This is a genomic window from Kangsaoukella pontilimi, from assembly GCF_009830125.1.
Taxonomy (GTDB): domain Bacteria; phylum Pseudomonadota; class Alphaproteobacteria; order Rhodobacterales; family Rhodobacteraceae; genus Kangsaoukella; species Kangsaoukella pontilimi.
The window spans coordinates 1,176,985-1,202,281 of the sequence record NZ_WUPT01000001.1 but is presented as its reverse complement, the minus strand read 5'-3'; the positions used below and the strand labels follow the sequence as shown (position 1 = coordinate 1,202,281).

Below are 25,297 nucleotides of genomic sequence, written 5' to 3'. Positions count from 1 at the left end.
TCAGCCCAGCCCCGTCAGTTTCGCCATGAGTTCGTCGTTCTGGCCGAGCGTCGCTGTTGTGCCCTCGGCCTGGATGGTGCCGGTATTCAAGAGATAGGCGTAGTCCGAGATCCGAAGCGCCTGACGCGCGTTCTGCTCGACCAGAAGGATCGTCATGCCTTCGGATTTGAGCTGTTCGATCATGTCGAAGATCTGACCGACGATGCGCGGCGCAAGGCCGAGGCTCGGTTCGTCCAGCAGCAGAATTTTCGGCTTGGCCATAAGTGCCCGCGCGATGGCGAGCATCTGCTGCTCGCCGCCAGACAGTGTTCCGGCGGATTGGGTCCGGCGCTCGCCCAGGATCGGGAAGGTTGTGAACCAGTGATCGATATCCGCCTCGATGCCGTCGCGGTCGGTGCGGATGCCTGCGCCGAGCTGCAGGTTGGCCTCGACGCTGAGGTTGCTGAAAATGCGACGCCCCTCAGGTGACACGGAGATGCCGGCCCTTACGCGATCCTCGATCTCGGTTCCCAGCAGGTCCTGTCCAAGAAAGGTGATGTCGCCCGTCGCCTTCGCGACGCCACAGATCGCGGAAATGGTCGAGCTCTTGCCCGCGCCATTCGGCCCGAGCAGCGTCACGCATTGCCCTTCCTCGACCCGAAGCGAGATGCCGTGCACCGCCTCGATCGGACCGTACAAGACCTTGAGATTCCGGATGTCCAGCATGTGCGGTCGGGCAGGGCGCAGTGGCCCCGCCCGGCTCCTTTCTTACCAGTCGGTCGGCGTGTTGGTGGGGATCTCGTTCGCGATGAGAACCCGCTCGCCATTCTCGAACCCGATCACTGGGATCGTCCGCTGTGCGTAAGTGCGCGTCTCCTTGAACGAGATGCTGTCCACGGTCAGGACCGGAATACTGTCGGCATCGCGAAGCGTTGCCGAGATGGTCTCGGGGTCGGTGCTGCCGGATTGCTCGACGGCCCAGGCGACGGCCTTGACCGTGTCGGCACCCGTGGCCGGGAAGAGACCCGGCACGTCGATGCCCATCTCGGCGCAGTCAGCGATGAAGTTCACCACCGCGCTGTCTGCCTGGCTGGGGGCGAGGGTGGCGAAGAATACCCGGTCGAGAAGCGAGGCGTCATCGGTGGCGATGGCGTCGAGCGACGGGTCATCGAACCCGTCTGAGCCGACGACCCACGCGTCGATGCCCGCGCTTCGAAGCTGACGGATCAGGACGCCGACATCGGGCATGATCGACGAGATATAGACAGCGTCGATATCTTCGCCCAGTGCGCGCATCTCGGCAATCTGGGGCGACCAGTCCGAGGTGCCGAAGCTGAAGTTCAGTTTGGTCAGCACCTTGCCGCCGCCCGCCTCGATCACGTCCCCGAACCAGAGCGGCGTTTTTGCCGACCAGCTTCCGCCTTCGTCCGACGTCAGCAGGACCACGTTCTTGACGCCCTGCGCAAGCGCGTGATTGGCGGCGGCGGTGGCGGTGAACGGGTCGGGCGAGACGCCCGTGAAGAAGTTGTCCACGATGCCCGCGTGCATCTCGACCTGGGTCGATTGCGGCTGGAAGATCGAAACGCCATAGCTCTGGGCCACCTGCGCGACCGGGATCATCGTGTCCGAGAAGGGGATCGTGCCAAGCATGACCGCGCCCTCATCGAGAAACTTCTGCGCCAGCGAAATGGCGGTCTGCGTGTCGGCGCCGGAATCCTGCACAAGCACTTCGATCATCTGGTCGTTCACGCCGCCCTCGGCATTGATCATCTCGGCCATACAGCGCGCGCCCTGCCATTCGGCATAGGGCGCGTAGTCGCCGGTCATCGGAACGCCGAGGCCGATCTTGATCGTGTCCTGCGCGGCGGCAGGCGCTGCAAGTGCCATGCAGCCTGCGATTGTCAGAGAAAAAGCCCTCATTTTCAGTCTCCTTGCTGGTTGTCTTAATGTACGAGTTCGGTGGGTTGCGGGGCATCGTCGCCGCCCGCATCTCCCAGATAGGCACGTATGACTTCGGGGTTTCGCGCGATCTCGGCCGGGTCGCCCGAGGCGATGACAGCGCCCATGTCCATGACCGCGATGCGGTGACAAAGGGTCATGATGAATTTCAGGTCGTGGTCGATGACGAGAAGTGCGCAGTCGGCAGCGTCGCGCACCCATTCCAGAGACTGACCGAGCGCGGCGGTCTCTTCCTCGTTCATGCCGGCTGCGGGTTCGTCCAGCATCAACAGCTTGGGCGCCAGTGCCAGCGCACGCACGATCTCGAGCCGCCTCTGGTCGCCATAGGCCAAGGCTCCCGCCGGGCGGGCAAGGTGCCGGGTGAGACCGAACTCGACCAGGGCCGCATCGATGAGGGCGGGATCGTGCCCCGCCTGCCGCGCGACGTCGATATTCTGTTCGACGGTCAGGCTCGAGAAGAGGCGCAGGTTCTGGAAGGTGCGGGCGATACCGTTTCTGGCGCATTGATCCGCGCGAAGTCCCGTCATCGAACGCCCGTCAAGCACGATCTCACCGCCCGTGGGTCTCAGAAGGCCCGAGATCAGGTTGACCAGAGTGGATTTTCCCGCGCCATTCGGACCGATCAGCCCGCGTATCTCGCCCGGTTCGATCGCGAAACTCACGTCGCGCACCGCCTGCACGCCGCCGAAGCATTTGCTGAGGGTGCGAAGCTCGAGCATCATTTCAGGCGCGCTCCGCCTCGGGAGTCATGAGATCGCGCAGTTCGTCCAGTAGCTGTTCGGTGGTGACCTGCCGGCAATATCCCTTGATCGCGCGGAGCGAGTTTTCGTGCCGCTCGGGTGTGTAGGTCAGGCAGGCATCGGTCACCTGCGTGACCAGATAGCCAAGGTCGCAGGCGTCGCGTATCGCGCTTTCCACGCATTGATCCGTGATCAGCCCCGAGATCACCAGTTGCCGGGTTCCGAGGTTCCGCAGGACGTAGTCGATATGGGTCGATACGAAGACGGAGGAGGACGATTTGGGGAAGACGATTTCGTCGCCTTCCGGTGCGATCTGGTCGATCACCTTGCCGTCCCATGACCCCTTCGGCACGTTGAAGCCCGTGATCTTGTAGTCGAGAGAGCGGTCGCGCCCGTCGAGCGTCAGACTTTCGATTGTCGTGTAAAGAACTTCGATCCCGGCATGGCGGCAGGCGGTCTGGATGGCCTGCATGTTGGGAATAACTCTGCTGTCCAGTTCATTGAAAAACCATCCGTATTTCTCGCTGAAAGCTGCTTCGGACAATTCCTTGAACTCGGCCCCGTCGCGATGGGCGGCAAAGTTCTGGACGTCCACGAACAGAAGCGCGGACTGCTCCGGAACAAGGGGGATGTCGCGGGACAGCGTCATTGCGGCGTCTCCATGATGGCGTTGATCGCGTCGGAGAGAAGCGTTGCCCAACGCTCCTGTCCCGCGGCATCCGTGATGTGGGTGTTGCGGACTTCGATCAGGCAGTGCCGCATGTTCAGTGCCTCGGCGTAGCGCGGGATCAGCCAGTCAGTGGCATCCTCGATCTGGTAAGGTTCGTTCAGCGCGAGCGAGAGCGACGGCTCGACGGCGCTAATCCTGTCGATCAGCGCGCGGGCGGTCGGAATGTCCTTCCGAGACAGGAAGCCCGCGTCCCAAGGGCGGTGCTCGCCGGGAAAATCTGGCGTGAAGGAATGGATCGAGAAGACGGCCCGAAGGCGCGGCCTGAGAAAGGCGCGTGACAGCGCGGCATCATAAGGGTCAAACACAGCACGCCGGCGCGCATCGAACGCGTCCTGTCCAAGCCGCTGGTTTCCGGGCACAGGGATGCCGCCCGTCAGGGCAGGGACCGAACCCTCACCACCCGGCGGACGATTGCAGTCGATTATCAGTCGGCTGTAGCGCTGAATGATGAGCGGCAGGTCAAGCGCAGCTGCCATCCTTCGTGCGACGGCTTCTGCGCCGATATCCCAGCCAATATGGCTTTCGAAAAGGTCGTCTGAGAGCCCGAGGCGACCGAGACTGGCCGGAACAGTGTTGCCGGCGTGCTCGCAGACCAGAAGCACGTCGCGCGCCGATCCGGCATTCACCATTTCGACGGCGTCTGGATCGTCATGGGACAAGAGCGCGGTCGGGGACAAGGCCTCATTCATGGGCCGTAAAGCCCGTGTGATGCCGCGATATCGAAAGCCCCCAGATCATTCCGACAGCATTGAACAAAAATTTACAAAGTCAATAACAATTAGATTGAATGAAAATATATTTTCTACAATAGTCAGATGAGGGGGTGCTCATGGCGACAACAAGTATCAAGCACAGAATCGAGGACAGCGCCGGGCAGTTGACCGCCGGGGAGCGCAAGCTGGCGGCGGCGATACTGGCCGATTATCCCTTCTCTGGCCTCGCCTCTATCCAGGAGCTTTCCAACCGGTCCGAGGTCTCTACCGCATCGATTTCGCGGTTCATGGTAAAGATCGGGCTGAGCGGCTATCAGGAGTTTCAGCGCGAGCTGATTTCCGAGCTGAAGGAGGGCGATCGCAGCCCGGTCGAGGTGCATCCCGGCGCGCGTCAGATTGAAGGCGGGTTTCTGGCGGACTTTCTGGCAAAGACCGTTCACCAGATGACGACGGCGGGCGACGCCATTACCGAAGATCAGTTCGCACGCGTCTGCGATGTGCTGTCGAACAAGAAGCGCGCTGTCTACACCATTGGCGGGCGGATCAGCGATACCATCGCAGCGCATCTTTCGTTTCACCTCAGGCAGGCGCGCGAGGGGGTGTATCACCTGCCGCAGAACCCTGAGAGCTGGCCGGATTACCTGTTGCGGATGAAGCCGGGCGATCTGTTCTTCATCGTGGATTTTCGCCGTTATCAGACCTCGATCGAGACTCTGGCGCGACAGGCGCAGCAGCAGCGGGGCGCGGATATCGTGCTGATGACGGACAAGTGGATTTCGCCCATTGCCCGGCATGCCTCCGAGGTGCTGGCCGTGCCGATCGAGTCGGGAACGCTCTGGGATTCCTATTCGTCGGCGCTTGCGGTGACCGAAGCCATCGTAACGCGGATTGCGGAAGACAGCTGGGAAGAGACGCGCACCCGGATCGAAGCCTGGGATGCGCTGCGCCCGACCGGAAGGGACAAGACATGACCGATACGACTCCGCTTATTCTGGCGGCAACCTGCGATCTTGCGGGCAAAGTGCGCGGCAAGGCGTTTCCTGCCGACCAGTTGGACAAGCGTCTGACACGGGGTGTGGGATGGGTGCCGACGAATATTCAGATCACCTGTTTCGACGGGATCGGTGAGAGCCCGTTCGGGTCGGTCGGAGACCTTTTGCTCAGGCCCGATCCCGAAGCCGAGGTCGATCTGAGACTTCCGGGGGGCGGGCGCGAGCACTGGATGCTTGGCGATATCGTGACGCTTGCAGGCGCGCCCTGGCCCTTCTGTATGCGCCAGATTCTGCGTGAGGCGCTTGAGCGGCTGGACCGCCTGACCGGCTTTCGCCTGAATGCGGCGTTCGAGCACGAGTTTCAGCTCCGCGCGGGCGGGATGCCCAACCAAGGCTTCGGTCGCGCAGCTTTCGAGAAAGAGCGCCCGTTCCTTGAGGCTCTCATGGGCGCGCTTAAAGGGGCGGGTCTCTCGCCCGACAGCATCATGAAGGAATACGGCCCCGATCAGTTCGAGGTCGTGGTAGCGCCAGAAATCGGCATGCGCGCCGCGGATGGTGCGGTCTTTCTGAGAGAGATCACGCGGAGCCTTGCCAGCGATTTCGGGGAAGATGCCACATTTGTCCCGATCCGCGACGTGACCTCTGTCGGTAATGGCGTCCACATTCATTTTAGCTTCGTCGACGCTGACGGCGGCTTTCGCACCTACGATCCGGATGGGCCGTCAGGGATGTCCGAGGTCACGGGTGCCTTCGCGGCGGGCATTCTGAAATACCTTCCGTCTATTGTCGCGCTGACCGCGCCGTCGCACATCTCTTACCGGCGGCTGACGCCGCATCGCTGGTCGGCCGCCTTCAACAATCTCGGTGCGCAGGACCGCGAGGCGTCCCTCAGAATTTGTCCGGTGACGAGCGACACGCCGGAAAAGATCGCCGGCCAGTTCAATCTGGAATACCGCGCCGCCGATGCCGCGGCCTGTCCGCATCTGGCCCTTGCCGCGATCGTTCACGCCGGCTGTCAGGGTGTGGAAGAGAGGCTTTCCGCGCCGTCGCCGACGACGGACGATCTGTCCGAGCTTTCATCCGGCGCGCTGGCCGCGCGTGGGTTCGAGCGGCTGCCCGAGACGCTGGAAGCCGCGCTTGAGCGCTTCTCTTCCGATGCAACCGTGCGTGGCTGGTTCCCGGATGGCTTCGCGCCGCTCTATCTGGCGCACAAAGCTGCCGAAATCGCGCATGTCGCCGAGATGACAGTAGAGGAGGCCTGCGCGGCCTACGCCTCGACCTATTGAACCGTCAGGTGCCGCCCGTCAGGTGACTGCGGTTCTGAGCCGGATGTGGCTTTGCGTTTCGGCCACGTCCGGGATCGCGCGGATACGGTCGAGAATGGCGTCCAGCCGAACCAGGGAAGACGTCCTGATCTCGGCCACAAGATCGAAAGCGCCACTGAGCGTCGAAATGTCGATGATGCTGTCGATCCGGCGGAGTGCCGCTACGGCAACCCGTCCGTCAGAGGCATCAAGCCGGATCAGGGCGAAGGCGCTGATCTGATGGTCTTCTTCCGATGCGCCCAGTTCGACAGTGAACCGGTGGATAACGCGCCTGCTTTTCAGGCGGTCGATCCGGTTCTGAACGGTTCCCCGTGAGACGTCGAGCGCGCGGGCCAGGTCAGTCGTGCTGGCGCGGGCGTCCCGGGTCAGGAGCGCCAGCAGGCGCTGATCGAGATCATCCATGCGAACGCCTTTCTTTCCTGCCAGAATGTCAGAAGGCTGACGTTTTGCAATACAATTCTGTATTTTTGCTGACGTGGCGCGCTCCTAGCGTCGTGATTGAAGGCCGCGGCCGAATGTTGGGAGTTCACGATGAAGAAGATTGCCGTTCTGGGTTTGGGCAAGGTCGGTACGCTGGCCTCGGAGTTGCTGCACGACGCGGGCTTCGACGTGGTCGCCTGCGATCAGGTCCCCCGCGCCACGGGCCTTCCCTTCAATATCCGAGCGCTCGATGTCGGAGACGGGGCCGCCGTCTCAGGCGTTTTGCAGGAGGTCGACGCGGTTCTGTCCTGTCTGCCCTATCACCTGAATGCGCAACTTGCCGAACGTGCGGTCGAGGCGGGCATCCATTACTTCGATCTGACCGAAGACGTGCCGACCACGAAACGCATTCTGGACCTGTCGCGCCGGTCACCTGGGCTGATGGCGCCGCAATGCGGTCTTGCGCCTGGGTTCGTGGGAATTGTCGGGGCGGACCTGATCTCGCGCTTTGATGACTGCCGGTCCTGCAAGATGCGGGTGGGGGCGCTGCCGCAGAATCCTACGGGGCTGATGGGGTATTCCTTCAACTGGTCTCCCGAAGGTGTGGTCAATGAATATCTCAACGATTGCGAAGTGCTGGAGGACGGCCAGATCAAGCAGGTGTCGCCGATGGAGTGGCTGGAAAAGCATTACATCGACGGAGTCGAGCTCGAGGCCTTCACCACCTCGGGCGGGCTCGGGACCATGTGCGAGACCTATCTGGGGCATGTGCCGAATATCGACTACAAGACCATGCGTTACCCCGGTCACGCGAAGCTGATGAATTTCTTCTTTCACGAGCTTCTGATGCGCGAGCGGCGGAAGGACGCGGGCGAAATCCTCGTAAACGCGAAGCCGCCGGTCTCGGACGACGTGGTCTATATTCACGTCGCCGCCGAAGGGCTGCGCGAGGGCGTTCTGAGCCGTGAGGAATTCGTGCGGGCCTACAAGCCGGTCGAGCAGGTGGGGCGCCGCCGGACGGCCATCGCCTGGACGACCGCGTCCTCGGTCGTTGCGGTGATCGAGATGGTACGGGACGGCACGCTACCGCAATCGGGGTTTCTCAAGCAGGAGAGCGTGCCGCTCGACGCGTTTCTCGCGACCCGCACTGGGCGCTATTACACGACCCCGGTCTGATTGCCGCCATGGCGTTGGCGCGAGACCTGCGTTTCTGTCCGAAGCCAGTCGCAGAAGGCGGCGGCAAGCGCATTCTGCACGCCGAGCGGGCGCACGGCATAGTAGCTGCCGGTCCCCTGCGGCGTGGTGCCGATGGTAAGGAGCGCGCCGCTCGAAAGATCGTTCTCGATCAGGTAGCTCGGCACGATGGCGGCGCCGGAGCCATGACGTGCGGCGGCGATCATGGTCGAGAACTGGTCGAAATGATCCCCGGCAAGGGCAAGGCGCGTCTCCAGACCGAGCGCCGAGAAATGCCTCTGCCAGAGGGACGCCCGGCTGCTGAGATGCAGAAGCGGCAGGCCTGCGCAGTCTTCAGCGGTCGTAAAGCCCGAGGCGTCGAGAAGATCGGGCGCCGCGACCGCGACGAGGTTCTCGGGGCAAAGCCGCGTCAGGCGGCCACCGACCCAGTCAGGCGCGCCGAAGTGGATGGCAACGTCAACGCCAGAGGCGGTCAGGTCGAAGGGCGCGGTGCGGCTTTCGAAGAGGAACCGTGCCTCTGGCCGCAGTTTCTTGAAGCTCTTCAGGCGGGGCGCGATCCAGTGCGAGCCGAAGGTGGGCAGGATCGCCACTCTCAGGGACTGGCCCGTGGCGCCGGCGGTCTGTGCGTGGATCAGGCTGCGCCTGAGGTCATCGAGATGCCTATGCAAGTCCCGCGCCAGTGTCTCGCCAGCCGGTGTGAGCACGACGCCACGCCCCTCCTTCCGAAAGAGCGCGGTTCCGACCAAGTCCTCGAACTCCCGCACCTGCCGGCCGACCACGGCTTGGCTGATGCCCAGCATTTCCGCAGCTGCCGTGAAACTCTCGAACCGCGCGGCGGCCTCGAAGCTGCGAAGAACTGCCGTGGAAGGGAGGTGCATCCGAAAGCTTTCAAAAAAGGTTACTATAAAAGACAAATACCGATATTTTTACGCAAGTGTCAAAGCGCTAGCCTGTGCCTTGTGGGGACACGAGGCGAAACATGAACGATCTTGCGCAGAGAGGCTTTTATAGAGCCCGGCGTCTTCAGGGACTGGAGCTGTCGGAGATCGTGCGGATATCCGAGCGCGCGCGCGAATTGCGTGCCGCCGGACGCGACGTGATCTCGCTTTCGACCGGCGAGCCGGATTTCCCGACCCCGGATTTCGTGATCGACGCCGCCATGGAGGCCGCGCGACGGGGCGAAACGCGTTACACGCCTACCGCCGGGACACCGGCCCTGAGGGAGGCCATCGCCAAGGAGCATGGCCGCACGCCTGCCGAAGTCATCGTTTCAACCGGAGCGAAACAGGTGCTTGCGTCGGCCCTTCTGGGCACGCTGGACCCCGGCGACGAAGTGGTCCTGCCGACGCCTTTCTGGACCAGCTATGCGGATATGGTGCGGGTCGCGGGCGGGGTGCCTGTCCTGATCCCCTGCGATATGGGCGACGGATTCAAGCTGACGCCCGAGCGGCTGGAGGCGGCGATCAGCTCACGAACGCGTTGGCTGATGCTGAATTCGCCGTCGAATCCGTCGGGTGCTGTCTATTCTCGGGCCCAGCTTGCGGCGCTGGCTGAGGTGCTGATGCGGCATCCTCAGGTCTGGGTCATCTCTGACGAGATCTATTCGCATCTGTCCTTTGAACGCTTCACCAGTTTCGCGGATGCCGCGCCAGACCTGATCGGTCGGACTTTGGTCGTCAGCGGTGTGTCCAAGGCCTGGGCGATGACCGGCTGGCGGATCGGCTGGGGTGTGGGGCCGGAGCCCCTGATCCGCGCAATGATCGCGATGCAAGGCCAATCGACCTCGGGCGCGTCCTCTGTCGGGCAGGCGGCGGCGCTGGCGGCTCTTACCGGGGACCGTACCTTTCTTGCGGAGCGCCGCAGCGCGTTCGAGGAGCGGCGCGACATGGTAGTGACAGCGCTCAACGCCATGCCGGGGATCGACTGTCCGACACCGGAGGGCGCCTTCTACGCGTTCCCGTCCTGCGCCGCGCATCTGGGCGAGGGGTTCAGCGACGGCGATTTCTGTGCCCGTCTTCTGGACGTTGCGGGCGTGGCGGTGGTGCCGGGGCGTGCCTTTGGTCTTGACGGGCATTTCCGTCTGTCCTTCGCCTATGCCACGAATGAATTGACCGCGGCACTCAAGAGATTGCTTGCCGCTTTGGAAGGAGGTCTCAGATGAATACGGGACACGGCCCCGATCTATCGTCTTTCGACTGGGCGGATCCGTTCCGTCTTGTCGATCAGTTGTCCGAGGACCAGCGGATGCTGGCTGACGCGGCGCGGGCCTTTGCGCAGGACCGGCTGACGCCCCGAGTGACCCGCGCGTATTCGGATGAGCTTGTCGCGCCGGAAGTCTTCGGCGAGATGGGCGCGGCGGGCCTTCTTGGCGCGACGATTGCGGAAGAGCTCGGCGGGCTTGGTGCGGATTACGTCACCTACGGCCTGATCGCGCGCGAGATCGAGCGGGTGGATTCGGGGTATCGGTCGATGATGTCGGTGCAGTCCTCTCTCGTCATGTATCCCATCGATGCTTACGGGACGGATGCACAACGGCGGAAATACCTGCCCAAGCTTGCGACGGGGGAATGGATCGGCTGTTTCGGCCTGACAGAGCCGGACGCGGGCTCGGATCCGGCAGGCATGAAAACACGCGCGCAAAGGATCGACGGGGGCTATCGCCTGACCGGGTCGAAAATGTGGATCTCGAACAGTCCGATTGCCGATGTCTTCGTGGTCTGGGCCAAGTCCGAGGCGCATGACGGGAAGATCCGGGGATTTGTGCTTGAGAAGGGTCTGAAGGGGCTTTCTGCGCCTAAGATCGGCGGGAAGCTCAGCTTGCGCGCGTCGGTCACCGGTGAAATCGTCATGGACGGGGTCGAAGTGGGCGAGGATGCGCTGTTGCCCGGTGTGGAAGGGCTGAAAGGGCCGTTCGGCTGCCTGAACCGGGCGCGTTATGGCATCGCGTGGGGCGTGATGGGGGCGGCGGAGGACTGTTGGCACCGGGCGCGAAGCTACGGCCTCGATCGTCGGCAGTTCGGCAAACCCATCGCCGGAACACAGCTTTTCCAGAAAAAGCTAGCCGATATGCAGACCGAGATCGCGCTCGGGCTTCAGGCGGCGCTGAGAGTGGGTCAGTTGATGGGCGAAGGCCGCGCCGCACCCGAGATGATCAGCCTGATCAAGCGGAACAATTGCGGCAAGGCGCTCGACGTGGCGCGTGCTGCGCGTGACATGCACGGGGGCAATGGCATCAGCGAGGAATTTCACGTCATGCGCCACGCGGCGAACCTTGAAACGGTAAACACCTACGAAGGCACACACGACATTCACGCGCTCATCCTTGGCCGGGCGCAGACCGGTCTTCAGGCGTTTTTCTGAGTTATGGACCGCGCGCTTATCGTCGAAGAGAATTTCCGCCGGCGTGTTGCTGCGGGTGACCTTCCGTCCGGGGCCGCGCCCGAAGGGCCGCTTTCGCCCGAAAGGGCTGTAGAGATCTACCGGGCGCAGTGCCTCAGCCGCGCGCTGGACCTTGAGAGCCGCCGGATGCAGGCGGCGGGGCAGGGGTTCTACACAATCGGGTCGTCGGGGCACGAGGGGCTTGCCGCCATCGCGCTGGCCCTTCGGCCCACTGACCCGGCGTTTCTGCATTATCGCGATGCCGCCTTTCAGATTGCGCGCGGGGGGCAGGTGCCGGGGCAGAGCATGGCGTGGGACATGCTGCTCAGCTTTGCCTGCAGTTCCGAGGACCCGATTTCGGGCGGGCGGCACAAGGTTCTGGGCTCGAAGGCGCTGAACATTCCGCCCCAGACATCGACCATCGCCAGCCACCTGCCGAAGGCTGTGGGCGCGGCATATTCCATCGGCGCCGCGCGGCGGCGTCGGCCCGAACACGCGGAGTATCCCGAGGATGCCATCGTCTATTGCTCGTTCGGGGATGCATCGGTGAACCATTCGACGGCGCAGGGAGCGTTCAACACGGCGGGATGGACGAGCTATCAGTCGACGCCGCTGCCTCTTCTTTTCGTCTGCGAGGATAACGGGATCGGGATTTCGACCAAGACCCCTAAGGGTTGGGTCGAGGCGTCGTTCCGGGATCGGCCGGGGCTGAAATACGTCGCGTGCGACGGGCTGGATATCTTTTCGGCCTATCGCACGGCGGAAGAGGTTGCGCGCTATGTCCGCGAGCGTCGGAAGCCGGCGTTTCTTCATGTGCGTACGGTGCGGCTTTATGGTCATGCGGGGGCAGATGTGGCCGCCACCTATCTCAGCAAGACCGAGATAGAGACGGACGAGGCGAACGATCCGCTTCTGCATTCCGTCCGGCTCTTGAAGGCGTCGGGCGCGTTGGACCTTGAGGCCGCGCTTTCGATCTACGACGAGACCCGCGCCCGCGTTTCGCGGGTGGCGGGTGAGGTGGCGACAAGACCGCATCTGAAGACGGCGGCGGATGTCATGCAGAGCCTGATCCCGCCAAGCCGTCGGAACGCGCCATCTAATGGCGTCTCCGCTGAGGCGCGGGAGGCGGTTCTCGGCAAGGATGCCGCAGCGCAGGCCGAGCCGCAGCCGATGAGCCGTCTTCTCAACTGGGCGCTCACCGATCTGATGCTGGAACATGGCGAGGTCGTCATGATGGGCGAGGATGTGGGCCGGAAGGGCGGCGTCTACGGCGTGACGCAGCGCCTTCAGCAGCGCTTCGGGCCGGACCGCGTGATCGACACGCTTCTGGACGAGCAATCGATCCTCGGCCTTGCGATCGGGATGGCGCATAACGGCTTCGTCCCGGTGCCGGAAATCCAGTTCCTCGCCTATCTCCACAATGCCGAGGACCAGATCCGGGGCGAAGCGGCGACGCTGCCCTTTTTCTCGCGGGGGCAGTTCACTAACCCGATGGTCCTCAGGATTGCAGGGCTGGGTTATCAGAAGGGCTTCGGCGGGCATTTCCACAACGACAATTCGGTGGCCGTTTTGCGCGACATTCCGGGTGTGATCCTGGCCTGCCCGTCGAACGGTGCCGACGCCGCGATGATGCTCCGGGAGGCGGTGAGACTGGCGCGCGAGGAGCAGCGGGTGGTTGCCTTCCTCGAGCCCATCGCACTCTACCCGATGCGCGATCTCAACGAGGCAGGAGATGGCGGCTGGATGACGGTCTATCCAAAGGCCGGCGAGCGCATTCCCCTGGGCGAGGTTGGGATCCATGGTAAGGGCACCGATCTGGCCATCGTGAGCTTTGCCAATGGGGTTTACCTGTCGCGTCAGGCTCAGGAGGTGCTGGACAAGGACGGCATCAGAACGCGCCTGATCGACCTGCGCTGGCTGAACCCCTTGCCCGAGGCCGCGCTTCTTGCCGTGCTCGACGGCTGCGAGCGTGTTCTGATTGTGGACGAGACGCGCCGAACGGGCGGGGTGTCGGAAAGTCTGGTGACGCTTCTGACCCGCGAGACCGATGCGAAGGTCACGCGCCTTGCCGCCGAAGACAGCTTTATCGCGACGGGCCCCGCCTACGGCGCGACACTGCCGTCGCGGGACAGCATCGTCGCTGCGGCGCGTGAGGCACTGGCATGAAAACGGCGGTTCTGATCTGTCCGGGGCGCGGCACCTATAACAAGGAAGAATTGGGCGTTCTCGGTCGGCGGTTTCCCGATGCTGCGCTTCTGGCAGCTTTCGACATGGCGAGACGGGCGGGCGGTCAGGCCTCGCTCACCGAGCTTGATGCCGCAGATCGGTTTTTGTCCGCGCTTCACCTGCGCGGAGACAACGCGTCCGGCCTGATCTATGCGGCGAGCCTTGGGGATGCCTTGTCCATCGACCGGGACGAAATCGAGGTCGTGGCCGTCACGGGCAATTCCATGGGTTGGTATACGGCGCTTGCCTGTGGCGGGGCGGTCGATGCCGAGACCGGCTTCGAGATCGTCAACACGATGGGCCGCTGGATGCACGAGGACGGGGCAGGCGGGCAGACGCTCTACCCTTTTGCCGGGGACGACTGGCGCGACGGAGATGGGCACCGGGCCAGGCTTCTCGACCTGGTGGCCGAGATTGGAGCACGGCCCGATCATGCGCTGTCCCTGTCGATCAACCTCGGTGGGTTGCTTGTGCTGGCCGGGAACGAGGCCGGGCTTGCCGCCTTCGAGGCGGCGGTCCCCAAGCGCGACCGCTTTCCTTTGCGGTTGCCGGGCCATGCGGGGTTTCATTCCGGTCTGGTGGCAGACGTGTCTGCTCGGGCGCTTTCGCATTTCGGTGCCAGCCTGTTTCGCCAGCCGGACATCCCGATGATAGACGGGCGAGGCGCGATCTGGTGGCCGGGGGCGGCCCGGCCCGAGGCGCTGAGAGACTACACCTTCGGGCATCAGGTCGTTCAGCCCTACGATTTCACCCGAGCGGTGACGGTCGCGGCCCGCGAATTCGCGCCGGACCTTTTCATCGTCACCGGTCCCGGCACGACGCTTGGCGGTGCGGTGGCGCAGTCTCTCGTGCAGGCCGAATGGCGTGGCATGGCCACTAAAGACGACTTCCAAGCGGCACAGACCGCCGCTCCCCTCCTGATTTCGATGGGACGGGACGATCAACGACAGCGTGTCACGAAAGGATAACCCATGAGTCATCAGGATGTTCTGGCAAAGGTTGGGCTGAGTGCGGAGGAACTGTCCGGAGGCAGTCTTTCGGTCCGTTCGCCCATCGACGGCGCGCATGTGGCCGACGTCCACGAGACCGATCCGGGCGAGATGCAGGCGGTCATCGACCGGGCGCAGGCGGCGTTCAAGGTATGGCGGAGCGTACCGGCCCCGCGCCGGGGCGAGCTGGTGCGCCTTCTGGGCGAGGAACTGCGCCGGTCCAAGGATGAGCTGGGCGCGGTCGTTACGCTGGAAGCGGGAAAAATCGTGTCCGAAGGTCTGGGCGAAGTGCAGGAGATGATCGATATCTGCGACTTTGCCGTTGGCCTCTCGCGCCAGCTTTACGGGCTGACCATTGCCTCCGAACGTCCGGGCCACCGGATGATGGAGTCATGGCATCCGATGGGCCCTTGCGGCGTCATCACCGCGTTCAACTTTCCGGTCGCGGTCTGGTCATGGAATGCGGCGCTGGCGCTAGTCTGCGGCAACCCCGTGATCTGGAAGCCGTCCGAGAAGACGCCTCTTACGGCACTCGCCTCAATGAAGATCATGGCCCGCGCACTCGACCGGTTCGGAGACGCGCCCGAGGGTCTGGTGCAATGCGTCATCGGCGGCCCGGCGATCGGTGAGGCGCTGGTGGCCTCGCCCGGCGTGCCGATCCTGAGCGCCACGGGTTCGACGCGGATGGGAAGCGCCGTCGGCCCGAAGGTTCTCGGTCGGTGGGGGCGTCCGATCCTGGAACTTGGCGGGAACAACGCGATGATCGTCGCGCCGTCCGCTGATCTGGAGATGACGCTCAGGGCGGTCGTCTTTTCGGCAGTCGGCACGGCGGGGCAGCGCTGTACCTCGCTCCGGCGGCTGATTGTCCACAACTCGATCCGGGAGGAATTGGTCGGCAAGCTGGTCAAGGCCTATGCAGGTTTGCCCATTGGGGACCCAAGGGCCGAGGGTACGCTGGTGGGGCCGCTGATCGACCATGACGCGACCGACCGGATGCAGGCCGCACTGGACGCGGCGCGCGCCGAGGGCGGGAAAGTTCATGGCGGCGGCATGGCCGAGGGCATGGACGGCGGGGCCTATGTGCGGCCTGCCATCGTCGAGATGCCGTCTCAGACCGAGACTGTCCGCACCGAGACCTTCGCCCCGATCCTCTATGTGATGGGGTATGACGACTTCGATGAGGCGATGGAGTTGCACAACGCTGTGCCGCAGGGTCTGTCGTCCTGCATCATGACGCTGAACCTGCGCGAGGCCGAGGCCTTCGTGTCGGCGGCGGGGTCGGATTGCGGCATCGCCAATGTGAATATCGGCCCGTCAGGCGCCGAGATCGGGGGCGCCTTCGGCGGCGAAAAGGAAACCGGCGGCGGCCGCGAGAGCGGCTCTGACGCTTGGAAGAGCTACATGCGGCGGCAAACCAACACGATCAACTTCTCGGATGCTCTGCCACTGGCGCAAGGTGTCAGGTTCGACGTGTGAGGGGGGTGGATAAGGCCCAACACGCGGTCCTGGTCCAATCCGGTCCGAGCGCCAAGAGCGCCGGGGCGCGTCCGAGTTCGGCAAGCATGGCATGGGCCTGACCCAGACGGACAAAGAGTTCCGGCCGGGTCAGGACGCGGCGAGCGGGGTGGAGGTATCCTTATTGGTATTTACCTTTCTACTTTGGATACCTTGTTGACGATTGGTCTGCGCAGATTGTGACGTCGCTCAGGATTTCTTGCCGCGCGTGCCCGAAGGCGCTGGCTCCGCCCGGGCCTCGCGCTCCATCCGGGCAGCCCAGGCATCGGCAAGATCGGCGAGGACAGGTTTGAACTTCTGCTTGGCCGCCATGGTGAAAAGCGCGCGTGTTAGGGCGCTGCCCTTGGGGGTGATGTCGATGTCGATGGCGAAGACCGAGCCGCTTTCACTCGCCTTGACCGACCAGACGCCATGCAGCTTGGACATAGGGTAGGGGTAGTCTTCGGCCTCGGTATGGACCCTGAATCCGAAAGCATGACCGTCTTCGTACCGGTCACATGTCTCGAGCCAGTTTTCGCCCTTCGGGCCATAGCAGCGGCGCTGCATCCCGATGCCGTCGCCCCGGACCACCTCGACCTTCGACAGGTTGTCGGCCACGTCGGCATAGCCCGGATGGTCATTCATGACGCGCCAGACCACATCGCGCGGTGCGTGAACCGGTCGGCTGACATGGGCCAAGAGCTTGCCACTGCGGGACGTGACGGAAGCCTGCGAGAGTGCCGGAACGATCTTTCGGGCGCCAGAATATTGGCCCGCGGCGAAGATGGCCACGAAGGCCGCGACGACTAGGATCACGGCCTTGCCGGTTCCGGTGACAAGCGCGCCGGCTGTGATCAGAAGAATGGCGCTTCCCACGACCCAGCCGACATCCATCACGGTGATGGCCATCACCTTGCCCTTCGTTAGAAAACGGTCCCGAACCATCAGGATGAGGTCGGCGCCAAAAAGGATCAGGCCGATGCCGAGAAGGCGAAGGACCGTGACCTGCCAGCTGGCCGTTTCGGTGAAGAAAAGATCTGCGGCGGCCGCGGGGGCGATTGTCAGCGCGACGCCCATGACCAGGGAGAAGGCGGCGTTCAGGCCGAGGAAGGTGCGGGCAGTTGTCGAGTTCGTCATGGATCGGGCCTCTCTCGTCGGTTTCAATGGACGGCATTGGCACCGGCGAAGCGCGCTCATTCAATTACGTCGGAGGTAATCGACCCCGGCACGATTTGCTGACAGGGTTTGCCTATGAGCTATGATCCGAGCATTCCCGACCCGACCTTTCCGGCCTTTCTCAGGAACTGGCGAAAGCGGCGCCGGTTGAGCCAGCTCGAACTGTCGCTTCAGGCCGGGATATCGCAGCGCCACATCAGTTTTCTGGAAACGGGGCGGTCGAACCCCAGCCGCTTCGCCATTTCGCAGATCGCCGACGCGCTGGAGATGCCGGCGGCCGAGGTCGACGCGATGCTCCTGTCGGCGGGCTTTGCCGCGCGCTCGGCGCGGCATGGCTGGGATGAGGTGACACAAGGCGCGATTGATGCCTCGATCGAGCATGTGCTTCGCAGTCATGCACCTTATCCGGCGGTGTCGGTCGACCGGATCTGGACGCTGCTGAAGGCAAATGGGCCGGCGCAACGGTTCTTTGCGCGTGCAGGTGCGCGCGGCGATCCGAACCTGCTTCGCGAGATTATCGCCCCCGGCCCGATGCGGGAGGCCATCGTGAACTGGGAGGATACGGCGCGTTCGCTCTTGCGGCTTCTCGAGATAGAGGTGGCGCGGCGCCCGCACGATGTGGAAGCGCGCGAATTCCTTGCCGAGCTTCTGTCTGTTGACGGCGTAGAGCACCTTGTCAGCGCACCTGCCGCGACGCCCACCGCACCTGTTCTGACGCTCAAGATATGCATCGACGGAACAGTTTTGGAGTTGTTCTCGCTGATCGCGACCATCGGGATGAGCGCGGACGCGGCGCTGGACGACCTTCGGGTTGAGACGCTTTTGCCGGCGAATGACGCAACGCGCGCTTGGTTCGAGCGGGAATTCGCGATCCAGTGAATCGCTTGCCAATCGCCCCGTTCCTAGTCCGCGCTCGGCCATCGCTTTTTCTGCCGGCAGCCGAGCGGGCGCGATAGCTTTCAGGAGCATGGTCTATACGGCAAATCCATTTATCAGAGGCGGCGTCGCCGTCTGGAAACCGTACCGAGCTTTCCGCGGTGTCTGTGGCATATGATCGTATCGCGCGGACCAGCCGGGCGATCTCTGCCCCAAGCGCGGCGAGGTGGCCGCCGCTGGTGCGGCTGGAGAGGAGTGCTTTCGACAGGTTGCGCGTGTCATGGGGGTCTCTTGGGTTATCCAGGGGCAGCTGATGCAGGACGGTTTGGCGTCTGGAGAGCTTGTTCCGCTCACGATCAAGAGATACCCGCCGCGCCACACAAATTCCTGCGATCAGGCGACGCGACCGGCAATTGGGCAAAGTAGTGTCGAGCATTTTGGATCGTTTGGGAGCCGCGCATTGGGGTCGACCCTGACGCCGCGCGATATCGAGGATTTCGTCGCGGTGCTCCACAGGCCGACGCCCACGGCGAGGAACCATACGATGGCGCCAAGGCCGAAAACCGCGCCGGTCACATGGCCGAGGGGTGATATTATGGTTGCCAGTCCGGCAGTTCCGGTCGCAAGGCCCAGCCATGCAACCGGGCGCGAAAGGTTGCCCCCGATTAGGCCTGCAAGGCTGACGCAGCCGATCCAAGCGCCGCCTGCGATCTCGTTGCCGCCGCCCAGGCCAAGTTCCACCGTGTGCAAGATCGTCCAGAGCTCGGCGGCGCCTGCGGGGTCCGTATCATAAAGGTACGACGCCCGTTCGAGCGCTACGTTCGAGATCATGCCCGCGCCCAGAACCAGCGTTGCCCAGACAAGACCAAGCCCCCTCGCAACCCTTGCCCAATCCGGCGCTGTCCACGGCAGGCGGGTCGAGAGCGCTGTGACCAAAACCACGAGCGACAGCGCGTTCAGCAGATAGATCGCACTGTTCCATGCAGTCAGGATGCCGGGATGAGCGGCGTTGAACGCAAGGACGGCGGCGGCGTCGACTTCATACTTGCCGTAGCCGAGCGGGGCGAGCAGGGTCACGAGTGTCGCGAAGCCAACGAGATAGGTCGCCGCACAGGTGAGGGCGGCGATGCTGCCAAGGCGAGTGAGGATCATCTTGTAACCTCCTGTTGCAAATATTTTATCTGAAGAAGAATTGAGTTGGTTGAATTGCCTTGGCGTTTGAGGTCGAGTGCCATGGCCACCGGTTCTGCGCATACTGGATTTGTTAGGTCAGCCCACCACACGGTGCCCGCGTCCGCGGAGGCACTCGATCACAATGGCCTCGCGTCTGTCGTTGGCATTCACGGCGCTCGCGACACCTCCGGCGAGCGCCCCGGCGACGGCGCCGCCCAAGGCGTCGCCATCGTCGGAAGCCGCGCCGAGAAGCGCTCCGGCACCCGCGCCAAGAACGGTCGCACCCGCAGTCTCTTGGTCGAACTGGCGCTGGTCCCGCGCGAGAGACTGGCAGGCCGCCAAATCGGAGCGGAATGCGACGGTCGGCGAACCGTCGAGGATCGGCGTGTAATTTGCGCCGCTGTCGGAGCAGGCACTGACAAGGATGGGAAGAATGTAGAGCGTTCTTTTGATGTGTTTCATGGGAGCATTCTCTGACAATAGGAGGGGGGCGTGCGGAGGGTCTCTGCACGTGATGGGTGATTTCAGCGGTCTTTTCTGGGATGTGGTTTACTGCGGTCCGTCGCGGATCAGTGCTTGCGGGTCGGGTATTCTTCGAAACCGATCGCGGTATTCCGAAGCCGATATGCCCAGGTGGCGCTGGAACGCGCGGCGCATCCGTTCCGCGTTCGTGAAACCGGCACTTATCGCGATCTGTTCGACGCCCTCCGCCGAGGTCTCCAGCGCGATGCGCGCCGCCTGTACCCGGGCGGTTTCCACATAGGCGGCAGGCGTCAAGCCGGTCTCATTCTTGAACCGGCGGGCGAAGGTGCGTTCAGACAGGCCCGCGCGTGCGGCCAGTGACGTTACGGTCAATGGGTCGCCCGGATGCGCGAGAATCAATTCCAGTGTTGCATTGATTGCGGGGTCGTCGGCGCGCTGCGCCACGAGATGCGCGCTGAACTGCGACTGCCCGCCCGACCGCATCATGTACATGACGCTGAAGCGCGCGACCTGAAGTGCCGCCTCGTGACCGAGGTCATCCTCCACCAGCGCCAGGGCTAGGTCCATGCCGGAGGTCACGCCTGCCGAGGTCCAGATATTACCGTCTCGGACATAAATCGCATCGCGGTCAACCTCGACGCCGGGATATCCGCTTTCCAGCTTGGGGCACCAGAACCAATGCGTGCTGGCGCGTTTGCCTTCCAGAAGTCCGGCTTCTGCCAAGACAAGCGCGCCGGTGCAGATGGACGCCACTCGGCGTGCTTTCGGTGCGACGATCTTCAAGAACTCCAGAAGTGCCCGGTCCTTCAGAGCCTGCGACGTCCCATGTCCGCCTGCGATCATCAGCGTGTCGACATCGGTCAGGTCGTTCAGCACGTCCTTGAAGGATAGGCTTGCCGTGACCGTCAGACCTGAACTTGCCGTGACCGGACCGGCACTCTCTGCAACGATGGCGATGTCGTAGGGCGGCGGTCCATCGGGCGCGAAATAGGCGGTTGTCGCAAGGATCTCGAGCGGTCCGACAACATCCAGCGTGTGGACGCCGGGGTAGGCGATCATAAGGATTCGCCGCGTGCGATAGGGTGTCTTATGCGATGCGTTTCGGGCCATGGTCGGACACTAGCCACAAATGAGCTGCGTCTGTTAGGACAAACTCCACTCGTTTTCTGCCAAACCGGATGGGGGCGGACAAGGAATGACCTCAAGGCGGTAGCGCTTGTTGACGCGTCGCGAGAGAGAGGAGGCCAAGGAGAGGGGAGAGGTCCTTGTTCATAGACAATCGTGCGGTGTGCGTTCAAAGCGCATTCTTTGCCAGGTGTGCGCCGCGAGGAGCCTGCGATGCGCTCAGCAGAGGCGCTTGTAGCGGTCGACGATTGTCGCGAGGACCGCATCAGGGTTTTCTTTCCACCACCTGTCACGAGAGAAAATCTCGACCTCGCAGTGGCCTGTGTAGCCGGCAGCCTCCACTCCGCGCCGGATAGCCTTGAGGTCTGCCACGCCGTCGCCCATCATGCCGCGATCAAGCAGCATGTCGGATGTGTTCTCCAGCCAGTCGCAAAGGTGATATCCGAGAATGCGTGGTCCGGCCTCCGCGCAGGCCTCGTGCAGGGCGCTGTCCCACCAGCAGTGATACACGTCCACGGCGACGCCGAGCGCATCATGATCCACCATCTCACAGACGTTCAGAGCGTCGCGAACGGTCATCAGGCAGGTGCGGTTGCCCCCGAACATCGGGTTCAGCGGTTCGAGTGCGAGGCGCACGCCGCATTTCCGCGCGTGGTCCGTCACTCGGGCGAGGCGGTCGGCGAGGCGTTTCTGGGTCTCTAGTATGCCCTTGGTGCCCGGTTCGGTACCGCCGGTGACCACTGTAAGGACGGAGGTGCCGAGGCCGGCGGCGATGTCGATGCTTGCGAGGGTTTCGTCGTGCCATGTCTCAGGGGCCTCGGTGCCGACGAGGAATGGGGTTCGGCAGAGACCCGTGACGTCCATTCCTGCCGCGCGGACCCTGTCGCCGATCTCGACCGCACGCGCGCCGATTTCGCGACGCCAGAACACTATCCCTGCAAATCCATGCATGCTGCAGGCGTCGATGACCTGTTCCACCGACCAACCCGCCCCGTAGCCGTCGAGATTGTGCCCGAGTGTTGCGGTGTTGAGTGCCAGCGCGGACGTGTCGTCGGAGAAGTCCCTCATATCCCTAGGCGCCGTAGACCCGGAGGAAGGCGCGCATCCGCTCGGTTGCCAGTTCGGGATCCATCAGTGCGCCGCAGATGTCCGCCAGCTTGAAGCAATCGATGAAGTAGGGGAGCGAGCGCATCGCCTCGGCTCCACCGATCATCGTGAAGTGTTCCTGGTGCCCGTTGAGCCAGGCCAGGAATACGACGCCCGTCTTGTAGTACTGCGTTGGTGCGCGGAAGATGTGCCGGGCGAGCGGCACTGTCGGGTCCAGAATGTCCCGGAAGCCCTTGCTGTCGCCTGCGTTCAGCCGTCCGACGGCGCTGGCCGCGTGGATCGCGAGCGGGTCGAAGATACCGAGAAGCGCGTGGCTGAAGCCTTGCTCGTCTCCCGCCATGAGTTCGGGGTAGTTGAAGTCGTCGCCGGTATACATGCGGACCGAGGCCGGAAGCCGGCGTCGCATTTCGATTTCCTTGCGGGCATCGAGCAGCGAAATCTTGATTCCGTCGACCTTGGTCTCATTGTCTGAGATGATGGCAAGCACCAACTCGAGAGCCGTGCTGAAGTCGTCGCTTCCCCAATAGCCGCGGAGCGCGGGGTCGAACATGTCCCCAAGCCAGTGCAGAATCACGGGCTCGTCGCAGGATGAGAGCACTTCTCTGTATACTCTGGCGTAGTCATCAGGGTTCTTTGCGACGTGGGAGAGTGCGCGGCTTGCCATCAGTATGATGCGGCCCCCCACGGACTGTATCGCGTCCACCTGGGTGAGATAGGCGGAGATGACATCTTCGAGGCTGCGCGCGTCTGACGGATCGACATGGTCGGTGCCGCAGCCGTTCGCGACCAGAGCGTCGGGAAAGGCGGCTTTTGTGCGCCGGATCAACTCAAGAGCGTTGGGCCAGTCGAGCCCCATGCCGCGCTGTGCCGTGTCCATCGCTTCGGCCACGCCCAGTCCGAGACCTGTCAGGTGACCGCGAAAGGCGAGGGTCGCATCCCAGTCGATGGCGGGGGCGCCGGACGGATCCGCGTCCGAGAACGGGTCACGGACGACATGGGCCGCAGAGTAGACGGTGCGCACGCTGTCGGCGGGCATCGCCTGTGCTTCGACCGGAGTGCCGAGCAGGCGGTAATCGGACGTCTGCCCGCTTGTGTCTGGGAGTGATATCTTCATTTCCGTGCCTTCAGAAGCGTGGGACGAGCATGCCGCCATCGACCGAGATGACGTGACCTGTGGTGTAGGGTAGGCGGCCCGTTGCGAGGCTTGCGACTGTGCGCGCGACATCCTCTGGCTGGCCGACCCATGGAAGCAGGCAAAGTCCGTCTGCCGCGCGCTGCCTATAGGTGTCGATGACGGGGGCGGTCATGGGTGTCTCAATCAGGCCGGGCTGAACATCGTAGACCGCGATGCCTTCCGGGCCGAGGCGCGCGGCGAAGCATTTCGATATCATCGCCGCCGCCGCCTTGGAGGCACAATATTCGCTGCGCGGAACCGACGCGGCGGTGGCGTTCGACGAGGTGACGTTGATGATTGTGCGGGGGTGTCCGATGTCGGCCGATGCCGAGATCAGGTGATGAGCGGCTGCCTGACAAAGAAAGAACAACGCCTTCGTATTGACCGCGATACAGCGGTCGAAACTGGCCTCTGACACGTCGAGCGGGTCGCCTCTCTGCAACACACCGACGCCGGCATTGTTAATCAATGCGCCTAGAGGCCCGAGTGTCGACGTAACCTTCTCCAGCGCCGTCTCATGCGTGGTCAGGTCGGCGACGTCGAAGGGCAGGGCAAGAGCGTTCGCGTTCATGTCCCGAAGCTCGGCGACCAGAGCGGCGAGTTCGTCACCGTCCGTCAGGTCATTCGCCGCAATATCGAAGCCTTCGCGCGCAAGTTCGAGTGCGATGGCGCGCCCTATGCCTCTGCTTGCGCCGGTCACGAGGGCGACAGGTCTGGTCATGGCGGTCTCCCCGGCATCAAAGCTCGACGTCGCAGACGAAAATGCCGTCCGCGCCACCGTTCAAGCTGGCCATCAAGCGTGCTCCGATTGCCTTGTGAGTCTCGTTGGCGAGGTAGGCATCCCGTGCCTTCGTATCGCGGAAGTCGATCCAGAACATCTCCGTCAGGCCGTGGACGAACGGTGTCTCGGGAGAGATGTTCGGCCGCGCGCAAAAGGCTTCGATGCCCTCGACCTCGTGACGAAGAGCATCAAGATCGTGCATGAGCCCGGCCTTGGCGTCATCGGTGATGTCATCGGCGTATTTGAGAAAGACGAGATGTCTGATCATGTCGCAACCCTTTCGCCTCCGGTGCATGCCGGTGCGGTTCTTTTCTCTTGCTAACTCACCGGTGAGTGAGTTAGCAAGAGAAAACTGCTGCGGTCAGAAATTCGGGGGTGACATGTCTGTATATTCGGAGGGCGTCTTTCAGCGCGGCTTTGGGACCTTTCCGCTGCGGGGGAATGAATTGTCCGTTGCAGTGCGCAACGCGATCGACATCGGGTACCGTGCCTTCGATACCGCCCAATGGTACGGCAACGAGAACGACCTCGGGGCGGTTCTGGCCGAAGCCGGTGTGCCGCGTGACGATCTGCTGATTACCACTAAGGTCCATCCTGAGAACATGAGCGCCGAGCGCTTTCTGCCCTCGGTTGAGCAAAGTCTTCGCGATCTCGGCCTGTTTGCTGTCGACGTTCTGCTGCTGCACTGGCCGCCCGGAGACGGTCCGGTCGAACCCTCACTGGAGCTTCTGCAAGAGGCGTGCCGATTGGGCTATGCGCGTCACATAGGGGTTTCCAACTATACCACGAGGATGATGCGCCGCGCGCTGCAGGTTTTGGATGTTCCGCTTGTCGTCAATCAGGTCGAGTTTCATCCGCTCCTCAATCAGGACAAGCTGCTCGCCACTTCGGCTGAAACCGGCATCCCGCTTTCGTCCTACTGTTCAATCGCCCGCGGCGAGATCTTCAAATATCCCGTGCTCGCCGACATCGGAGAACGCCACGGCAAGAGCGCTGCGCAGGTGACGCTGCGCTGGATTCTTCAGAAGGGCGTGACCATGAACACGATGTCTACGCGCCGGGAAAACATGCGGGCGAATTTCGACATTATGGATTTCGCGCTGACTGATGAGGACATGCGCCAGATCGACGGTTTGACCGTTGCGAATTACCGGATCAGCAATGCCGATGTGGTGCCCTTTGCGCCGACCTGGGACTAAGGGCCTTCAAAGTGATTGACAGAATCGTATCCTGCTGTAACTCTCCGGTGAGTGAATAAATGAT

The 25,297-nt window shown here is 63.1% G+C and carries 25 protein-coding genes; 10 read left to right on the top strand and 15 right to left on the bottom strand.

The window, feature by feature from the left end:
• From GQ651_RS05960 to GQ651_RS05940, 5 genes are read right to left on the bottom strand one after another with little or no spacing between them, the layout of a single operon-like run.
• On the bottom strand, positions 1–705 hold the full coding sequence (locus tag GQ651_RS05960) for an ABC transporter ATP-binding protein (protein ID WP_160763265.1): 705 nt from the start codon (positions 703–705) through the stop codon (positions 1–3).
• A gap of 42 nt (positions 706–747) precedes the next feature.
• On the bottom strand, positions 748–1,899 hold the full coding sequence (locus GQ651_RS05955) for an ABC transporter substrate-binding protein (RefSeq protein WP_160763264.1): 1,152 nt from the start codon (positions 1,897–1,899) through the stop codon (positions 748–750).
• Between the two features lie 23 nt (positions 1,900–1,922).
• Positions 1,923–2,657, bottom strand: a complete 735-nt coding sequence (locus GQ651_RS05950) for an ABC transporter ATP-binding protein (RefSeq protein ID WP_160763263.1) — start codon at positions 2,655–2,657, stop codon at positions 1,923–1,925.
• A 4-nt stretch (positions 2,658–2,661) separates the two neighbouring features.
• Complete coding sequence (locus tag GQ651_RS05945) at positions 2,662–3,327, bottom strand: isochorismatase family cysteine hydrolase (protein WP_160763262.1); 666 nt, start codon at positions 3,325–3,327, stop codon at positions 2,662–2,664.
• Entirely contained in the window at positions 3,324–4,097 is a 774-nt protein-coding gene (locus GQ651_RS05940) for an N-formylglutamate amidohydrolase (protein ID WP_160763261.1), read from the bottom strand. The genes GQ651_RS05945 and GQ651_RS05940 overlap by 4 nt, the downstream gene beginning before the upstream one ends.
• Positions 4,098–4,237: 140 nt before the next feature.
• On the opposite strand from GQ651_RS05940, the gene GQ651_RS05935 reads away from it, so the two are divergent.
• Both GQ651_RS05935 and GQ651_RS05930 read left to right on the top strand, forming a co-directional pair.
• Positions 4,238–5,092 (top strand): MurR/RpiR family transcriptional regulator, encoded by an 855-nt coding sequence (locus tag GQ651_RS05935; RefSeq protein WP_160763260.1) that lies wholly within the window; start codon positions 4,238–4,240, stop codon positions 5,090–5,092.
• Positions 5,089–6,399: a type I glutamate--ammonia ligase gene (locus GQ651_RS05930; protein WP_160763259.1), complete on the top strand. Its 1,311-nt coding sequence runs from the start codon at positions 5,089–5,091 to the stop codon at positions 6,397–6,399. Before GQ651_RS05935 ends, GQ651_RS05930 begins: the two co-directional genes overlap by 4 nt.
• Before the next feature lie 18 nt (positions 6,400–6,417).
• Here GQ651_RS05930 and GQ651_RS05925 read toward each other — a convergent pair whose 3' ends face one another.
• Positions 6,418–6,840, bottom strand: a complete 423-nt coding sequence (locus GQ651_RS05925; protein ID WP_160763258.1) for an Lrp/AsnC family transcriptional regulator — start codon at positions 6,838–6,840, stop codon at positions 6,418–6,420.
• A gap of 129 nt (positions 6,841–6,969) precedes the next feature.
• Here GQ651_RS05925 and GQ651_RS05920 point away from each other — a divergent pair, with 129 nt between their 5' ends.
• Entirely contained in the window at positions 6,970–8,034 is a 1,065-nt protein-coding gene (locus tag GQ651_RS05920; RefSeq protein ID WP_160763257.1) for a saccharopine dehydrogenase family protein, read from the top strand.
• Here GQ651_RS05920 and GQ651_RS05915 read toward each other — a convergent pair.
• Entirely contained in the window at positions 8,016–8,930 is a 915-nt protein-coding gene (locus GQ651_RS05915) for a LysR substrate-binding domain-containing protein (RefSeq protein WP_160763256.1), read from the bottom strand. The two genes, GQ651_RS05920 and GQ651_RS05915, sit on opposite strands and share 19 nt — an antisense overlap.
• Before the next feature lie 101 nt (positions 8,931–9,031).
• Here GQ651_RS05915 and GQ651_RS05910 point away from each other — a divergent pair, with 101 nt between their 5' ends.
• The 5 genes from GQ651_RS05910 to amaB are packed head-to-tail and all read left to right on the top strand — an operon-like array spanning position 9,032 to position 16,121.
• Entirely contained in the window at positions 9,032–10,213 is a 1,182-nt protein-coding gene (locus GQ651_RS05910; protein ID WP_160763255.1) for a pyridoxal phosphate-dependent aminotransferase, read from the top strand.
• A complete protein-coding gene (locus tag GQ651_RS05905) occupies positions 10,210–11,412 on the top strand; it encodes an acyl-CoA dehydrogenase (RefSeq protein ID WP_160763254.1) in 1,203 nt (400 codons plus the stop codon). The genes GQ651_RS05910 and GQ651_RS05905 overlap by 4 nt, the downstream gene beginning before the upstream one ends.
• A 3-nt stretch (positions 11,413–11,415) precedes the next feature.
• Positions 11,416–13,596 (top strand): dehydrogenase E1 component subunit alpha/beta, encoded by a 2,181-nt coding sequence (locus GQ651_RS05900; protein ID WP_160763253.1) that lies wholly within the window; start codon positions 11,416–11,418, stop codon positions 13,594–13,596.
• Positions 13,593–14,624, top strand: coding sequence for an ACP S-malonyltransferase (locus GQ651_RS05895; RefSeq protein ID WP_160763252.1), 1,032 nt, complete (start codon positions 13,593–13,595; stop codon positions 14,622–14,624). Before GQ651_RS05900 ends, GQ651_RS05895 begins: the two co-directional genes overlap by 4 nt.
• Positions 14,625–14,627: 3 nt before the next feature.
• Positions 14,628–16,121, top strand: a complete 1,494-nt coding sequence (gene amaB / locus GQ651_RS05890; protein WP_160763251.1) for an L-piperidine-6-carboxylate dehydrogenase — start codon at positions 14,628–14,630, stop codon at positions 16,119–16,121.
• Between the two features lie 228 nt (positions 16,122–16,349).
• Here the strand turns inward: amaB and GQ651_RS05885 are convergent, their stop codons facing one another.
• Positions 16,350–17,276 (bottom strand): SRPBCC family protein, encoded by a 927-nt coding sequence (locus tag GQ651_RS05885; protein ID WP_160763250.1) that lies wholly within the window; start codon positions 17,274–17,276, stop codon positions 16,350–16,352.
• 114 nt (positions 17,277–17,390) lie between these two features.
• Here GQ651_RS05885 and GQ651_RS05880 point away from each other — a divergent pair, with 114 nt between their 5' ends.
• On the top strand, positions 17,391–18,194 hold the full coding sequence (locus GQ651_RS05880; protein WP_160763249.1) for a helix-turn-helix domain-containing protein: 804 nt from the start codon (positions 17,391–17,393) through the stop codon (positions 18,192–18,194).
• Positions 18,195–18,584: 390 nt separating this feature from the next.
• Here the strand turns inward: GQ651_RS05880 and GQ651_RS05875 are convergent, their stop codons facing one another.
• The 7 genes from GQ651_RS05875 to GQ651_RS05845 all read right to left on the bottom strand — a co-directional run bounded on the left by GQ651_RS05875 (position 18,585) and on the right by GQ651_RS05845 (position 24,302).
• Positions 18,585–19,343 carry a hypothetical protein gene (locus GQ651_RS05875; protein WP_227257971.1) on the bottom strand — a complete coding sequence of 253 codons (759 nt, stop codon included), beginning with the start codon at positions 19,341–19,343 and terminating at the stop codon, positions 18,585–18,587.
• Between the two features lie 117 nt (positions 19,344–19,460).
• Positions 19,461–19,826 (bottom strand): glycine zipper family protein, encoded by a 366-nt coding sequence (locus GQ651_RS05870; RefSeq protein WP_160763248.1) that lies wholly within the window; start codon positions 19,824–19,826, stop codon positions 19,461–19,463.
• A gap of 87 nt (positions 19,827–19,913) precedes the next feature.
• Complete coding sequence (locus tag GQ651_RS05865) at positions 19,914–20,906, bottom strand: GlxA family transcriptional regulator (RefSeq protein ID WP_160763247.1); 993 nt, start codon at positions 20,904–20,906, stop codon at positions 19,914–19,916.
• A gap of 285 nt (positions 20,907–21,191) precedes the next feature.
• Positions 21,192–22,040 (bottom strand): sugar phosphate isomerase/epimerase family protein, encoded by an 849-nt coding sequence (locus GQ651_RS05860; protein ID WP_160763246.1) that lies wholly within the window; start codon positions 22,038–22,040, stop codon positions 21,192–21,194.
• Between the two features lie 4 nt (positions 22,041–22,044).
• Positions 22,045–23,193: a dihydrodipicolinate synthase family protein gene (locus tag GQ651_RS05855; RefSeq protein WP_160763245.1), complete on the bottom strand. Its 1,149-nt coding sequence runs from the start codon at positions 23,191–23,193 to the stop codon at positions 22,045–22,047.
• A 10-nt stretch (positions 23,194–23,203) separates the two neighbouring features.
• The gene (locus tag GQ651_RS05850; RefSeq protein WP_160763244.1) at positions 23,204–23,974 is read right to left on the bottom strand and encodes a 3-ketoacyl-ACP reductase; all 771 of its coding nucleotides are present in this window, start codon (positions 23,972–23,974) and stop codon (positions 23,204–23,206) included.
• 16 nt (positions 23,975–23,990) lie between these two features.
• Positions 23,991–24,302, bottom strand: a complete 312-nt coding sequence (locus GQ651_RS05845; RefSeq protein WP_160763243.1) for a Dabb family protein — start codon at positions 24,300–24,302, stop codon at positions 23,991–23,993.
• Between the two features lie 112 nt (positions 24,303–24,414).
• Between GQ651_RS05845 and GQ651_RS05840 the strand changes: the two genes are divergently transcribed.
• The gene (locus tag GQ651_RS05840) at positions 24,415–25,233 is read left to right on the top strand and encodes an aldo/keto reductase (protein WP_160763964.1); all 819 of its coding nucleotides are present in this window, start codon (positions 24,415–24,417) and stop codon (positions 25,231–25,233) included.
• The last annotated feature ends 64 nt before the right edge of the window (positions 25,234–25,297 follow it).

What these genes read in the sequence shown, in the direction of transcription:
- GQ651_RS05920 (WP_160763257.1), top strand. Translation starts at nt 6,970, where the DNA reads ATGAAGAAGATTGCCGTTCTGGGTTTGGGCAAGGTCGGTACGCTGGCC.
- GQ651_RS05855 (WP_160763245.1), bottom strand. Translation starts at nt 23,193, where the DNA reads ATGAAGATATCACTCCCAGACACAAGCGGGCAGACGTCCGATTACCGC.
- GQ651_RS05895 (WP_160763252.1), top strand. Translation starts at nt 13,593, where the DNA reads ATGAAAACGGCGGTTCTGATCTGTCCGGGGCGCGGCACCTATAACAAG.
- GQ651_RS05840 (WP_160763964.1), top strand. Translation starts at nt 24,415, where the DNA reads ATGTCTGTATATTCGGAGGGCGTCTTTCAGCGCGGCTTTGGGACCTTT.
- GQ651_RS05935 (WP_160763260.1), top strand. Translation starts at nt 4,238, where the DNA reads ATGGCGACAACAAGTATCAAGCACAGAATCGAGGACAGCGCCGGGCAG.
- GQ651_RS05930 (WP_160763259.1), top strand. Translation starts at nt 5,089, where the DNA reads ATGACCGATACGACTCCGCTTATTCTGGCGGCAACCTGCGATCTTGCG.
- GQ651_RS05955 (WP_160763264.1), bottom strand. Translation starts at nt 1,899, where the DNA reads ATGAGGGCTTTTTCTCTGACAATCGCAGGCTGCATGGCACTTGCAGCG.
- GQ651_RS05900 (WP_160763253.1), top strand. Translation starts at nt 11,416, where the DNA reads ATGGACCGCGCGCTTATCGTCGAAGAGAATTTCCGCCGGCGTGTTGCT.
- GQ651_RS05875 (WP_227257971.1), bottom strand. Translation starts at nt 19,343, where the DNA reads ATGATCCTCACTCGCCTTGGCAGCATCGCCGCCCTCACCTGTGCGGCG.
- GQ651_RS05865 (WP_160763247.1), bottom strand. Translation starts at nt 20,906, where the DNA reads ATGATCGCCTACCCCGGCGTCCACACGCTGGATGTTGTCGGACCGCTC.
- GQ651_RS05925 (WP_160763258.1), bottom strand. Translation starts at nt 6,840, where the DNA reads ATGGATGATCTCGATCAGCGCCTGCTGGCGCTCCTGACCCGGGACGCC.
- GQ651_RS05885 (WP_160763250.1), bottom strand. Translation starts at nt 17,276, where the DNA reads ATGACGAACTCGACAACTGCCCGCACCTTCCTCGGCCTGAACGCCGCC.
- GQ651_RS05910 (WP_160763255.1), top strand. Translation starts at nt 9,032, where the DNA reads ATGAACGATCTTGCGCAGAGAGGCTTTTATAGAGCCCGGCGTCTTCAG.
- GQ651_RS05845 (WP_160763243.1), bottom strand. Translation starts at nt 24,302, where the DNA reads ATGATCAGACATCTCGTCTTTCTCAAATACGCCGATGACATCACCGAT.
- GQ651_RS05945 (WP_160763262.1), bottom strand. Translation starts at nt 3,327, where the DNA reads ATGACGCTGTCCCGCGACATCCCCCTTGTTCCGGAGCAGTCCGCGCTT.
- GQ651_RS05915 (WP_160763256.1), bottom strand. Translation starts at nt 8,930, where the DNA reads ATGCACCTCCCTTCCACGGCAGTTCTTCGCAGCTTCGAGGCCGCCGCG.
- GQ651_RS05960 (WP_160763265.1), bottom strand. Translation starts at nt 705, where the DNA reads ATGCTGGACATCCGGAATCTCAAGGTCTTGTACGGTCCGATCGAGGCG.
- GQ651_RS05860 (WP_160763246.1), bottom strand. Translation starts at nt 22,040, where the DNA reads ATGAGGGACTTCTCCGACGACACGTCCGCGCTGGCACTCAACACCGCA.
- GQ651_RS05850 (WP_160763244.1), bottom strand. Translation starts at nt 23,974, where the DNA reads ATGACCAGACCTGTCGCCCTCGTGACCGGCGCAAGCAGAGGCATAGGG.
- GQ651_RS05880 (WP_160763249.1), top strand. Translation starts at nt 17,391, where the DNA reads ATGAGCTATGATCCGAGCATTCCCGACCCGACCTTTCCGGCCTTTCTC.
- amaB (WP_160763251.1), top strand. Translation starts at nt 14,628, where the DNA reads ATGAGTCATCAGGATGTTCTGGCAAAGGTTGGGCTGAGTGCGGAGGAA.
- GQ651_RS05870 (WP_160763248.1), bottom strand. Translation starts at nt 19,826, where the DNA reads ATGAAACACATCAAAAGAACGCTCTACATTCTTCCCATCCTTGTCAGT.
- GQ651_RS05940 (WP_160763261.1), bottom strand. Translation starts at nt 4,097, where the DNA reads ATGAATGAGGCCTTGTCCCCGACCGCGCTCTTGTCCCATGACGATCCA.
- GQ651_RS05905 (WP_160763254.1), top strand. Translation starts at nt 10,210, where the DNA reads ATGAATACGGGACACGGCCCCGATCTATCGTCTTTCGACTGGGCGGAT.
- GQ651_RS05950 (WP_160763263.1), bottom strand. Translation starts at nt 2,657, where the DNA reads ATGCTCGAGCTTCGCACCCTCAGCAAATGCTTCGGCGGCGTGCAGGCG.